Source organism: Runella limosa DSM 17973, assembly GCF_000482465.1.
GTDB lineage: Bacteria > Bacteroidota > Bacteroidia > Cytophagales > Spirosomataceae > Runella > Runella limosa.
The window spans coordinates 698440-711640 of the sequence record NZ_KI519420.1; the positions used below are offsets into that span (position 1 = coordinate 698440).

The 13201-nt window shown below is 44.6% G+C and carries 11 protein-coding genes; 4 read left to right on the forward strand and 7 right to left on the reverse strand.

The window, feature by feature from the left end; all coding sequences use genetic code 11:
* Nucleotides 1–13: 13 nt before the first annotated feature.
* Nucleotides 14–1843, reverse strand: coding sequence for a T9SS type A sorting domain-containing protein (locus K339_RS0112845; protein WP_037300273.1), 1830 nt, complete (start codon nucleotides 1841–1843; stop codon nucleotides 14–16).
* A gap of 70 nt (nucleotides 1844–1913) precedes the next feature.
* Entirely contained in the window at nucleotides 1914–2708 is a 795-nt protein-coding gene (locus K339_RS0112850) for a PASTA domain-containing protein (RefSeq protein WP_028523944.1), read from the reverse strand.
* Between the two features lie 199 nt (nucleotides 2709–2907).
* Between K339_RS0112850 and K339_RS0112855 the strand changes: the two genes are divergently transcribed.
* The 3 genes from K339_RS0112855 (at nucleotide 2908) to K339_RS33575 (ending at nucleotide 5681) form a co-directional block, all read left to right on the forward strand.
* Entirely contained in the window at nucleotides 2908–4155 is a 1248-nt protein-coding gene (locus K339_RS0112855; protein ID WP_028523945.1) for an ABC transporter permease, read from the forward strand.
* Nucleotides 4156–4218: 63 nt separating this feature from the next.
* Nucleotides 4219–4665, forward strand: coding sequence for a DMT family transporter (locus K339_RS0112860; protein WP_028523946.1), 447 nt, complete (start codon nucleotides 4219–4221; stop codon nucleotides 4663–4665).
* Nucleotides 4666–4667: 2 nt separating this feature from the next.
* Nucleotides 4668–5681 carry a DNA cytosine methyltransferase gene (locus K339_RS33575; protein ID WP_084332201.1) on the forward strand — a complete coding sequence of 338 codons (1014 nt, stop codon included), beginning with the start codon at nucleotides 4668–4670 and terminating at the stop codon, nucleotides 5679–5681.
* Here K339_RS33575 and K339_RS0112870 read toward each other — a convergent pair.
* Nucleotides 5678–7207 (reverse strand): hypothetical protein, encoded by a 1530-nt coding sequence (locus tag K339_RS0112870; protein ID WP_037300276.1) that lies wholly within the window; start codon nucleotides 7205–7207, stop codon nucleotides 5678–5680. The two genes, K339_RS33575 and K339_RS0112870, sit on opposite strands and share 4 nt — an antisense overlap.
* Before the next feature lie 147 nt (nucleotides 7208–7354).
* Here K339_RS0112870 and argS point away from each other — a divergent pair, with 147 nt between their 5' ends.
* Nucleotides 7355–9133 carry an arginine--tRNA ligase gene (gene argS, locus K339_RS0112875; protein ID WP_028523948.1) on the forward strand — a complete coding sequence of 593 codons (1779 nt, stop codon included), beginning with the start codon at nucleotides 7355–7357 and terminating at the stop codon, nucleotides 9131–9133.
* A 54-nt stretch (nucleotides 9134–9187) separates the two neighbouring features.
* On the opposite strand, the gene K339_RS33580 is transcribed toward argS, so the two are convergent.
* The 4 genes from K339_RS33580 to K339_RS0112895 form a co-directional block, all read right to left on the reverse strand.
* Nucleotides 9188–9763, reverse strand: coding sequence for a Uma2 family endonuclease (locus K339_RS33580; RefSeq protein ID WP_064750980.1), 576 nt, complete (start codon nucleotides 9761–9763; stop codon nucleotides 9188–9190).
* Between the two features lie 388 nt (nucleotides 9764–10151).
* Nucleotides 10152–11288: an aspartate aminotransferase family protein gene (locus tag K339_RS0112885; RefSeq protein ID WP_028523950.1), complete on the reverse strand. Its 1137-nt coding sequence runs from the start codon at nucleotides 11286–11288 to the stop codon at nucleotides 10152–10154.
* Nucleotides 11289–11487: 199 nt separating this feature from the next.
* Entirely contained in the window at nucleotides 11488–12558 is a 1071-nt protein-coding gene (locus tag K339_RS0112890) for a PDDEXK nuclease domain-containing protein (protein ID WP_037300279.1), read from the reverse strand.
* 57 nt (nucleotides 12559–12615) lie between these two features.
* Nucleotides 12616–13134 carry a Riean_0653 family protein gene (locus K339_RS0112895; protein ID WP_157607579.1) on the reverse strand — a complete coding sequence of 173 codons (519 nt, stop codon included), beginning with the start codon at nucleotides 13132–13134 and terminating at the stop codon, nucleotides 12616–12618.
* Nucleotides 13135–13201: the final 67 nt, after the last annotated feature.

A 13201-nucleotide genomic window follows, 5' to 3' on the forward strand; every position in this document is an offset into this window, starting at 1 on the left:
CGTTGTTCTTAATTTATTTGCTCAACAAAATTTTCTTCACGACAGTTTTCTTTTCGTTGGAAAGCCGTAAAAAATAAATTCCATCTCCTAATGGAGTCAAGTCAATGCTGCGTTCGGCGGGCTGAACTGGCTGCGAACGCAATCGTGTACCGTTGAGTTGATATACTTCAATGTATTTTACATCTCCCGAATTCCAACTTACGGTGCCTCGGGTAGGATTTGGATAAACCTCCCATTCGGCTTCTTCGGTAGGTTCGATTGAGGTCACTGGGTCGGTGGGCTTTAGGGTTCCTAATACGGGGCGTAGCATCAAACTTCCTTGAAAATATGCCAAACTCGCGTCGTTTTTGAAACTCGTATAAGGTACCCACTCTTGTCCAGAATTGATAAATATCTTGTCTTCGTTAGCATTGTTGCGGTCGAGGCCAACGGGGATTCCATCTTGCCCAATTTGAAGCCAGCCGACGTAAAATGTATCACGAACGGCCACACCATAATCGAACGGAAATTCAATAAACTGGTTAAATTGGGCAGGATATGATACTTTATAGGCTTTTTGGTATAAAATACTTTTAGGACGACCTCTTTCACTGCTCCACACTTGAATTGTGATGGATTGGCCCGAAACATCTTTTACAATTGGCACGATATTCATCCGAACTCCCGAAAGATTATCAGGAGTATTGACCGTAAACCGAACCGCAGTACGCCCCAGCGAACGGTTGAAATAAACCGCACTTTCGGCACTGCCGTCGTCGTAGGCATAGTAGTCAGAAAGCTCCGTTATGCCCGAAATCGTATCGTTGCGGCGCAAATCAATGCCTGGAATGGACGAGCCTTGGTTGTCTGTTGTAAGTACTTTAAACTGAGTTTTCAAGACCACTCTTTTAAGGGTATCGGAAAAAGAGATAGGGGTAGGTTTGAAAATAACGGGTCTTTGTGACAAAGCTGAAATGTTTCCAGGTAATTGGGCGAGGTCTATGTAAGGTTGATTATTAAAGATATCACGAACTGTATATGAGAGTGTAATGGGGTTGAAGTTGTCGTTGAGGTTGTTAATCTCACTTTTCAGCGAGTCAGTGGTTTCTGCTATGGGGCGGGCCAAGTATTGTTTGATTGGCATGGCAGTATAGCGCTTCAGGAATGAATTGACTGGAAGGCGATATGCAACGTCTCTGGTAAATTGATCAGGACTCCGACGATTGCTGTTGAGATAAACATAATCCAAGTGCCACATATCAAATTGTCCCGACAAACGGCCATAGGAAATAAAGCGAAACTGGAAGTTGGGGTGAAAATATTCTGGCTCAACGGCCAGTTTTGTGTAATTAAAATTGTTATCAGGTTTTAGACCTTCTTTGTCCCATACCTTTTTCCATTCTCCTTGCTGATTCAAAAAGTATAAACGGAGAAAATCAGTAGTGTCAGGAAGTTCGCCCAAACCGCGCAATTGTACATAAAAACTTAAATAAGTTGAAGTATCTTTAACCGAAGATAAATCAATGGGTTGGGAAGTAAGCGTATCACCGTTTCCTTGGGCGTAGGGACTAGCAAAGTTATAGGGGCGGCCTGTGGCGTCTGCGCCATCGAAGGTAACGACATTGAGGGTAGGCTGGCCTATTGTCAATGTGTTGTTTACGTAGGTACCACCGTTTTGCCACAATTTGGGGTCGGGGCGGCCATTGGTTGACAATGAAAAATCGTCAAAAAAAGGCAAGGTAAGCGCTTGGGTGCGCGCTGCTTTTTGGGGGCTTGTAGAAGCCGATGGCCCAACGGGGACAACGACCCACTGAGCAGCTACGGATTGGAGTATCCCAAAGAAAAAGAGAAGAGATAGGGACATGTTTAATGCCCTATCTCTCGTAATAAATGACTTGCCGCGATGGCTACCTTTCTGCACTGTTACGTTACTTCTAAAGTTGTTCATTCTGTGGTTGCTGTTGCGTATCTGGCGACCCGACTATCCACAAGTCGATAATTTCACCGACGTGAATTTTGTTGCCTGCTCCTGCCTCAGGGTTTTGCCGAACGACAGTTCCTGGCGGTTGACTTGGGTCATCCACGTATGTAATTAGTGGTTTACCTAAGTTAGAGCCTTTTAAAACAAAAAGGGCATCTTCGAGTGTTTTACCTACAACGTCAGGAACATCAAATTCAGTATTTCCGATGCCATCTCCTAGGTTAAGATCTATTTTAGACCCCTGTGGAATCAGTGTCCCTGGCAAAATGGGCTTGCCGTTGTACAATTGTTCTAGTACGGCATCGTGGGCGGGGTCAGGTATGTAATTGATACGGCCTAACATTAACCCAAGACGTTTTAGCTCGGCAATGGCGCTGTTTTTGGTGCGATCCACTAGCTGCGACATTTTTACATTAGGCGCATTGAGGGTCGTGATATACAAATACAACTTCCGCCCTTCTTTTACCCGCATTCCTGCTTTGGGATGTTGTCGAATGACACTGAGCGGTTTCTGCCCAACGACAAACGTACAATCGGCTACCTCATAACGAAGGTTACGGTCGTCGAGGTAGTCTTCAATTTGGTCTAAGGTCATGCCTTTGAGGTCAGGCACCGTGATACTTTGTCCGTGATTGGTTGTAAAAGGTAAATACACGAAAAAGAACCCCAAAAATAATGCCACAACCAGAGCTACTACCAGAGCAATATGTACATAAAGGTCTGTGCGCGAATTGGTACTGATTTTCATACAATAGACTGTGCTAACTATGAGTTTCCTGCAAAGAAAATCTAAATTTCTGAATTGGTACTACATACAACGCCACTTTTATCGTCACCAATTAAACTACGGGATTGCCACTTGTGTAAAATGTTTGCGAAAAAAGCGTCATAAATCGAATTTTGTTTTCAATACCGAAAATTCCGTAACAACTTAACTATTAGCGGCCATGAAGTTTTTTCGACAAACCTTTGAGAGTTTGCGTTTTGCTTGGCAAGCACTTCGCTCAAATATTCTTCGTACTACCCTTTCTTTGTTGGGCGTAACCGTCGGGATTTTTGCGATTGTGGGCGTATTTACCATTGTGGATTCGTTGGAAAAAAATATCCGTCAGAGCTTGGCCGAAATCGGTACCGACGTACTTTATGTCCAAAAATGGCCTTGGGGTTTTGGGGGTGAATACCAGTGGTGGAAATATTTTCAATGGCCAGAGACGTCCTACAGCGATTATAAGTTTTTGGCCGAACGCATCGAAGGGGCAGAAGCTACCGTTGTGATGGATTTTAAAGGTGGACTAACGGCAAAAAATGGCAATAATAGCATGGATGCGCTCCTTCAAGGGGTGTCGTACGAATACAACAAAGTTTCGGAAGTAACCGTAGAAAAAGGCCGCTACTTTACCCCACAAGAAGTGGATGCAGGCCGTAGTGTGGCTATTATCGGGGCAGAAATTGCCGAAAATCTCTTCCCAAGCGACCCTGACCCGACGGGAAAAAGCTTTAAAATCAAAGGTTTAAAGTACATGATTGTGGGGATTCAGAAGAAAAAAGGAAAAAGTCTGTTTGATATTGCGGGAAATCCCGACACCAAGGTGTTGTTGCCATACTTAACTTTTGCTAAATCTTTTCAAAATCGGGTTGAAAACAGCGTCGATATTGTGGTCAAAGGAAAACCTGAAGATGAAGGGCAAGTGGAGCTAGAAGCGGAGATTATAGGATTGTTGCGTACCAAAAGAGGGCTTAAACCGACCCAAACTACCAACTTCTCCATCAACCGCCCCGAGGCAGCGACCAAAGCCGTGTCGGGGGTATTTGGCGTGATTACCATTGCTGGGTGGGTCATTGGTAGTTTTTCGATTCTGGTAGGTGGTTTTGGCATTGCTAATATCATGTTTGTATCGGTCAAAGAACGTACCAACCTCATCGGGATTCAGAAATCATTGGGAGCGAAAAACTATTTTATTTTATTCCAATTTTTGTTTGAAGCCATTTTCTTGAGCTTGATTGGTGGCTTGGTGGGTATTGGGCTGGTGTATCTGCTGTCTTTCATTTCGTTAGGAAGTTTAGATATTATTCTTTCGCCCCAAAATATCATTCTTGGGCTCAGTGTGTCGAGCATCATTGGGGTAGTAGCAGGTATCGTTCCTGCCCTAGGAGCTGCTCGAATGGATCCCGTAGAGGCCATCCGTTCAAAATAGCCGCGCTTTTTATTCCAACATATTTTTGGGAAGTTTGTACGTGAGATTCAACGACAGCTTCCCATGTATTACTTTTTTCTGCTTTTAGCTTTTTTGATTGGCGTGACCAACACCTTTCAGTCGGGCGTGAACGCTCAGCTTCGGTTGGCGACTCAAAATCCTATTCTTTCATCCATTATCTCGTTTGTGACGGGGCTGGTTGGCTTGTTGGTTTGCTATGCCTTGTTCAACAAAGCCCCGATGCCTTCGTGGGATACCCTGCGCATTATTGCTTGGTGGAAGTGGCTGGGAGGGGCGTGTGGGGCGTTTTATGTACTCACAGTTATTTTTATTGTCAAAGACATTGGCCCTGCCAATTTGCTGTGCTTGATCATTGCGGGGCAGCTCGTGGCGGGTGTGCTTATCGACCACTTTGGGTGGGTGGGCTTTGCGGTTCATCCCATCAATGCGTGGCGAGTACTGGGCATTGCGCTGATTATGGGCGGCGTGTGGCTGGTGCTCAAAAATTAATCATGTCTATGCTATTGGATCCTTCCAAAACACCTTGGTTTACTTTTATCGACTTATTTGCGGGAATTGGTGGTTTTCGTATTGCCCTACAACGTTTGGGTGGGCGCTGTGTATTTAGCAGTGAATGGGATGCACAAGCGCAAAAAACGTACGAAGCTAATTTTGGTGAACGCCCCCACGGCGACATCACACTCGAATCGACCAAAGCACACATCCCCGACGGCTTTGATGTGTTGTGTGCTGGCTTCCCGTGTCAGGCATTTTCGATTGCGGGGCGGCGTGGAGGTTTTGAAGATACGCGCGGGACGCTTTTTTTTGACGTTGCCGATGTCATCCAACGAAAACGACCCAAAGCGTTTTTTTTGGAAAATGTCAAAGGGTTACGAACGCACGATAAAGGAAAGACCCTTGCCACAATTCTTGCGACCCTGCGCGATGACTTAGGCTATTTTGTGCCCGAACCTCGCGTGCTCAATGCGCGTGATTTTGGCGTGCCTCAAAATCGGGAACGTATCTTCATCGTGGGATTTCGTGGCGACTTGGGCGTGGATTCGTTTGAGTATCCCGCGCCTGCTAATTCAGGAGCCGTGTTTGGAGACGTAAAAGAGCCACAGCCTGTTTCGGCAAAATATTATTTATCGACTCAGTATTTACAAACGTTGATTAACCATAAAAAACGCCATGAAAGCAAGGGGAACGGTTTTGGATACGAAATTATCTCGGACGAGGGCGTGGCCAATGCCATCGTGGTTGGGGGTATGGGGCGGGAGCGAAACCTCGTGTACGACCATCGGCTCACGGATTTTACGCCCCAAACGCGCATCAAAAGCGAAATAAATCGGGAGGGAATCCGCAAAATGACCCCGCGTGAATGGGCGCGTTTACAGGGTTTCCCTGAGGATTTTAAGATTGTAGTGGCCGATATTTCGGCTTATAAACAGTTTGGAAACTCAGTGGCTATTCCTGCCATTCAGGCAACGGCCGAAAAAGTACTGGAAAAGTTGATGTTACGTTAATTTTCTTTCTTCGCTTCTGCTTTGGCATCTGGGCGAGGAGCGTTGGGGTCGTATGAGAGTTTGTTGACATAAAAAACGTCGCGAGAACCGCTTGCCCACTTTTCTCCACCCACTTTCTGGTATCCGTACGCCACAAAAAAACGGTCGTACCAAGCCGCTAATACGCCCTGCTCACTGTCAACAATTTTTTCACCTTCAACGGCCGTCTTTAGTTCGTGAATCTCTTTCTCCCGTACTACGCGGCTGCGTTCGATGACCTCCGTATGAATTTTTTCTTCTTTGGGATACGCCAAGACCAGCAATCCGTCGCGGCGGGTGACTTGCACCATTGGCAAAAGCTCAATGTTCTCGACGTTTTCGAGGGCAAAGCAGTTGTCCCACAGAAGCTTCCCCGATTTGTCGAACCCACAAACGATGGCGTGGGTGTATCGAAAAGCATCGTATTCGCGGTGAATGTTTGATCTCCCACCACCGTAGTACATATTGCCACTTTTATACACAGGATAATAAACTTCGGCCACTAGGATAAACTCCTCTCCATTTTTAATGATGTCATGTACCAGCATTCGGTAACGAAACTTGGGCTCTTTTCCTTCTTCTTTTTGTTTAGAAATTTTTTCAACTACGCGTTGTTTTCGCTTGGGTTTGAGATAGTTGAAGAAATTTTCTAGCTTAGAAAAATCAACCCATTGAAAACCTTCGGGTTCGGCATCTTTGATTTTAGCAAAATACAATCCTTGCGAATATTGCGTGCAACCTTGGGCATAATTGCCAACAATAAGCGACGACGATTCGTCGAGCGATAAGATTTTTCCCGTAATCAGCCCGTTATCGTTTTCAAAAGGCATGGCAGTGGTTTTGACGAGTTTGCCTTCGTACGAGTAGGTTTTGATGGAAAAATGGCAATCGCCGCGCTTGGTAGTGTAAAGCAACACATGGAGCTGATTTTGCTGTTCGTCAAGTTCGAGGTTGCTGATTTCGGTATTGGCGGTGTACAAAAACGGCAGCGCTTTTACGCTTTTGTCAAAAAATGAAAAAGCCATCACCATGGGACGGCTGTTGTGATAACCGCCGATAAAAGCCACATTGCCAAGTACTTTGAAGTGAACGATGTCAGCGCGGGTATGCAAATCTCCTTTAAAAGTTTCAGTTTCGCCATTTTGAAGGTCAAGACGCAATACCATTACTTTGTCGGTATCGGTTTCTTGAAGTAGCCAATACAAAAAGTGCTGATTGTGGTACGACTTAATCGGGTGAAGCTGGTCTTCTAGGGTAAATTCTGACATCCACCGCTGTTTCAGCAAATTGTCGAAGCGGTAAAATGTCCATTTTTCTTTTTTAAAATATTCTTCTTTACGCTGGGTCACTAGCAGCCCATCTTCGTCCAAAGGAGTGACATCGAAGTACTCTTCGAGGCTTTGGTTTACTTTAAATTCTAAACGTACTGACTGTTCCAACTGCGCCGATGCAGGGAGTGTTAGCCAACTGATGACCAATAACAGGAGCGTAACTACCTTATTTTTCATTTCATGGCAAAGCTAAATGTGGAGAATGATACGAAAATAGAACCAATTTTTGGGAATACAAGTATTTGCTTGTCGAATTTGCCGTACTTTTGCGGCTTATTTAGCTGTCTCCGCTTACTAGGAGGAGCAACCAACGAACCACGTCTTATGCAAATCGAAGCCATTATCAAAACTTCTCTCCAAAGTGCATTAAAGGAGATTTATAATGTTGAAGAGCCAACAATCGCACTTCAACCTACCAAAAAAGATTTTGAAGGTTTTTATACATTCGTAACGTTCCCGTACACCAAAAGCCTCCGCAAACCTCCTATTGAAATAGGAAACGCACTGGGAGCGTACGTGTTGGAGAAGTCGGGAGTAGTGAGCAATTTCAACGTCGTACAAGGGTTTTTGAACCTAAGTATTGACGAATCAGCTTGGGTTGGAGCACTCAACGCCTTGGCGCTTGACGAAAACTTCGGCTTTGCCGCTCCCAATGGGCAGTCGGTGATGGTGGAATTTTCGTCTCCCAATACCAACAAACCGCTTCACTTGGGACACTTACGGAATAACTTTTTGGGGGATTCGGTAGCCCGTATTTTGAAAGCCAACGGCTACGACGTCACTAAAACTTGCCTTGTCAACGACCGTGGGATTCACATTTGCAAGTCGATGCTGGCTTACGCCAAACTGGGCAATGGTGAAACGCCTGAGTCGGCAGAGATGAAAGGGGATCACTTGATTGGAAAATATTATGTGTTGTTTGACAAAGAATACAAACAGCAAATCCAAACCCTTGTAGCTGAGGGAATGACCAAAGAAGAAGCGGAGAAAAAAGCGCCGTGGATGCTCGAAGCGCAAGAATTGCTCCGCAAGTGGGAGCAAGGCGACGAAGAGACCGTAACGCTTTGGAAAACCATGAACGAGTGGGTGTATGCTGGTTTTAGTGATACCTACCAAAAAATTGGCGTAAGTTTTGATAAGACGTATTACGAATCAAATACGTATTTGCTTGGAAAAGACGCCGTCGAGGAAGGTTTGGCGAAAGGGGTATTCTTCAAAAAGGCGGATAATTCGGTATGGATTGATTTGACCGAAGAAGGGCTAGACGAAAAGCTGGTTTTGCGCGGCGACGGTACGTCGGTTTATATTACCCAAGACTTGGGTACAACGGATTTGAAGTTTACCGATTTCTCTACCAATAAGTCGATTTGGGTCGTAGGAAATGAGCAAGATTACCACTTTCAAGTGCTTTTTGCTATCCTAAAACGCCTTGGTCGTACCTACGCCGACGGCTGTTATCACCTTAGCTACGGCATGGTGGATTTGCCATCGGGAAAAATGAAGTCGCGGGAAGGAACGGTGGTGGACGCCGACGAACTCGTAGCAGAAGTAACCGCCGCCGCAGCCGAAGAAGGAAATGCCAAAGGCAAAATCGACGATTTTACGGAGGCCGAAAAGCAAAAGCTCTTCTCGATGCTTGGACTAGGGGCGTTGAAATATTATTTGCTGAAAGTTGACCCACAAAAACGGATGTTATTCAACCCTGCTGAATCAGTGGAGTTGCACGGACACACGGGGCCGTTTATTCAATACACCCATGCCCGTACGCGTTCGGTATTGCGTAAGGCAACTCAGTTGGGAATCGACTGGGCCAAACCTGCCTCGACGGTAGCGTTGGCGGCCTCTGAACAGGAAGTGATTTTTGCCCTTACGCAATTCCCTGACCGCGTGTCGGATGCAGGTCGTAACTACTCGCCCGCGTTGATTTCGCAGTATGCGTACGAATTGGCGAAGGTATATAATACGTTTTACGCTGAAGTTTCGATTTTGCAAGAACCAAATGCGGCAGCACAGCACGTTCGTTTATTGCTGACTCAAGCCATTGCCGATTCGATTCGTAAAGCGATGGAACTCTTGGGGATTGAAGTACCCGATAGAATGTAGGAGAATGTCGAATTCCTCTCAAAACCGCAAGGCCGTATGTGCTTTGCGGTTTTTTTATGGATTTGCGATTTCTAGTCCTCTATAAAGCCGTTTGAGAGAAAGCGGACATTGCTGAATAGCGTACAAAATAGCCGTGGCATCGTCGCCGTCGTAGTCGCGGACAATCCAGGTGGCATCGGGTTGTTTGGTATAGACCGATACGTGTTTTCGGTCTTGATGCACCAATACGTACTCTTTGAAACTTGGAATGGTGCGGTAATACTCGTATTTGAGGGTTCGGTCGTACTCTTTGGTGGAATCGGACAGCACTTCTACGACAACTAGAGGGTTGGTAATTGTATCTTTTCGGTTTTGGTAAAATGATGGTTTTTCACAAATTACCACCGCATCGGGATACACAAACTTGTTGTACTGCTCAATTCGGATTTTAGTGTCGCTACCATTGACCAAATATAGCAAATCGTTTTCTTCTAAAAAAAAGGTAACTAGTGTGGTGATTTTTGTTGATAAATGGCCGCTTATGAAAGTTCGAGTTTTTATTTTCTTGATAATTCCGTCGTGGTATTCATGTTTGTAAACGGATTTTTCTTCGGACTTAAAATAATCTTCAATGGAGGTTTTTGTTAACATATCCAGTTTTTTTAAAAGCTTTTCTCTAGTAAAATAACAGGTTGAACGCATTAAAAAAAGTAGCCTCAGCGAGGCTAAATCTTAGTAGAAAAAAAGGGCAAAGGCCATCCAAAAGCCCCATCGGGGTGACATCTTTCACCGAACGTCGGCCGCCCCGATGGGGCTTTGGGGTAGATTTGATTCATTTTTCTACTAAGAGGTAGCTCCTCTAACCATTCGATATTTTATGTACGTTCGGCCTAGTAAAAATAAATAAAAAAAAACCCTGAAAAAGGTAGATTACTCTTTCAGGGTTTTTATGGTGGGTAAAAACGTCGGAGACGTTATACCGTTGGAGTCCCGAATTGTATTTCGGGACTAACTTCGCTGTATTTTGGGACTAGCTGAATTAAGCTAAAACGCGAACTTCTTTGCTCAACGCTTCTAAGAATAAATCAGCTTCTTCTTTTTTGAGCGCAAGCGACGGCAACAAACGAATGGTGTTTTTGCCTGCTACGCCCGTGAATAATTTATAGTCGAACAATAGCTTATTGCGGAGGTCTTCGATGGCGAAATCGTATTCGATTCCAATCATTAACCCACGTCCGCGAAGCTCTTTGTAACCTCCGATTTCCGCAATACCTTTCATCAAATAGTCGCCAATTTCGACGGCGTTGTCCATGAGGTTTTCGTCTTTCATGATGTCGAGCACGGCAATACCCGCCGCACAAGCCAAATGGTTTCCACCGAAAGTCGTACCCAACATGCCGTATTTAGCTTGGAATTTAGGTGAAATCAATACACCCGCGATTGGGAAGCCGTTGCCCATGCCTTTGGCGGTGGTGTATAGGTCGGCGTGAAGGTCGGTGTAGTGTTGGTTTGAGAAAAATTTCCCCGAACGTCCATAACCGCACTGTACGCTGTCCAAGATAAAGGTAGCGTTGCTCTCGTCGCATTTCTGACGAATGGCCCGCAAAAACTCTTCCGATGCCACTTGAATGCCACCCACGCCTTGGATACCTTCTACAATGATGGCACATACGTCAGTCATGTCGTGTTGACGCACGGCTTCAGCATCGTTGAACGGCAAAAACGTGACGTGTTTGTTGTAGTTGACAGGAGCAACAATCGACGGGTTGTCGGTCATCGCAACTGCCCCTGCCGTACGGCCGTGGAATGACTTGGTAAAGGCAACTATTTTGCTGCCGCCGTTGTAGAAAGAGGCCAATTTAATGGCGTTTTCGTTGGCTTCGGCACCCGAGTTACACAAAAAGAGCGTGTAATCTGGATAGCCAGCCAAATCGCCTAATTTTTGCGCCAATTCATCCTGTAACGGTATCCTGACAGAGTTGGAGTAGAAATTAATTCGTCGCAACTGTTCCGTCATTTTTTCGACGTAATGGGGGTGACAATGACCCACCGAAATCACGGCGTGACCGCCGTAAAGGTCGAGGTACTTCTCGCCTTTGCTGTCCCAGAGCCAAGAGCCTTGCGCTTGGACGGGTTCGATGTCGTAAATCGGATAAACGTTAAACAGGTTCATGATACTTAGTGGCAAGCCACCGTTAATTGTTATTAGTTAGTCGTACAACAAACACGTTATCAAACTAACTTGAAATAAAAAAACTCCGCAAAGATACCGAATCTGGGGGAGAATGTGGCGGAATGGGGGAGTTGATTTGTGTATTGTTCAAATAGAAACTAAGTAGTCAAACGGCTACCCGTCCAAGTTTTAATAGATTGAGTCAGCTATGTTTGGCGATTATTTTCTTGATTTCTTCTTCGTTGGGTAGATTGATGAGGTATTTACTGACAAAAATCTGTTGAGGTAAGTTTCCAGTGGCATATCGTACAAGTGTGTCATTTTTGGTTGAACATAGAATGATACCAATGGGAGGATTATCTCCTTCAGTCATTTCTTCTTCTTTATAGTAGTTAAGGTAAACATTCATTTGTCCAGCGTCGGCGTGAGTAAACTCGCCAATTTTTAGATCGATGAGTACATGGCATTTTAGAATTCGGTGATAAAATACTAAGTCAATTTTATAATGTGTGTTATCGAATGTTATCCGTTTTTGACGAGCTTCAAAACAGAACCCTCGTCCAGCTTCAATAAGAAAGGTTTGCAGGTTATTTATAATGCTAGTTTCGAGCTTAACTTCAGAAAATTGAGTGAGTTCAGGGAGTTCTAAAAACTCAAGAATGTAGGGGTCTCGAACCAATTGGGCGGGCGAAGGAATGGTTGCGCCTCCATGCGCTTCTACTATTTCTTTCTTATCTAAACTGAGCCCTGTCCGTTCATATAAAAGACTATCCATAGCCCGCTGCAAATCTCGGACTGACCAATTGTTTTTCAAGCATTCTACTTCATAAAAAGCCCTCTTTAGGGCAGAATCGGCTTTGAGTAGTTCGATAAAATGAGAAAAAGTAAGTTTTGAAAGTAATGTTTCTATATCAGGTGATAGTGAACTGGGCTGAACGTCTTTTTTTGAAATAGTTATTCTAATTTTAAATTGTTCAGACACTGCCTGAACAATTTGAGGGTAAGTGAGGTAAAACTGTTTAAAGAGATGTAAGTTGGTAAAAGACATCCCAACTAGGCCTTTTTCTCTAAGGGATTTAGATACCGAACGGTAAAGTTTTTCTCCATAACTAGCACGGTCAGCTCCTTGTTGCTCGTATTCCACCAAGTAATAGCCTAAAAGCCAGTTGCGGAGGCTCAAAGTTGTATTCACTTGTCTAACAACCTGTTTTTGAAAGAAGTAGTGCGCTTCGGCAATTTTGTGGGTAAGAGATTCGAAATTTAAGTTACTCATGTGTATTCAATTGTAGCGATTCATGGCTAGAGCATTGCCAAAAATATAAAATTTCACTCACTCATACTTAACATCAAATCGACCCTCGGTAATTTTTACGGTTTCTTTGGAAACAACAAATTCAGCATCAAAAGCAAATCTGCCCGAGACGATTCGGTTCACGGTGTCCAATCGGGAGATGACGACTTGTCCAGGATTGGATGATTTTGTCTTAAAAATCTTAAAGTTGTTGTCGTAATAAATCCCGAAAGGTTTGTCATACAAATCTTCCAATAGATTAGTACCCACGACCCCTTTGGGTAGCGTTAGCTGAACGCGGTCTTTGGTGCTGGCATTGGTATGGATAAACAAATAAAAAGTAGTAGCGCTCAATCGCTTAAACTCAACTTCGATGGCCTTGGCGGCAGGCCCTTGGTCATTCCGAATGCCGTTCGCAATCCATACTTTTCCGTCTATTTTGCAGCCGAAGGTATTTAGCCCTTCGGTGGTGGGAGCGGGCAAAGCGTCTTCTTTGGGTTGGCAGCTGTTGAGGATGAATAGCCCCAAGATTAGTAGTGTTAGTGAAAAATTCTTCATAATAAAGGTGTGGGAAATAGTAGATATATGCCTTGAGTGTCATAAAAATCAACCCTAGGGTGGATTT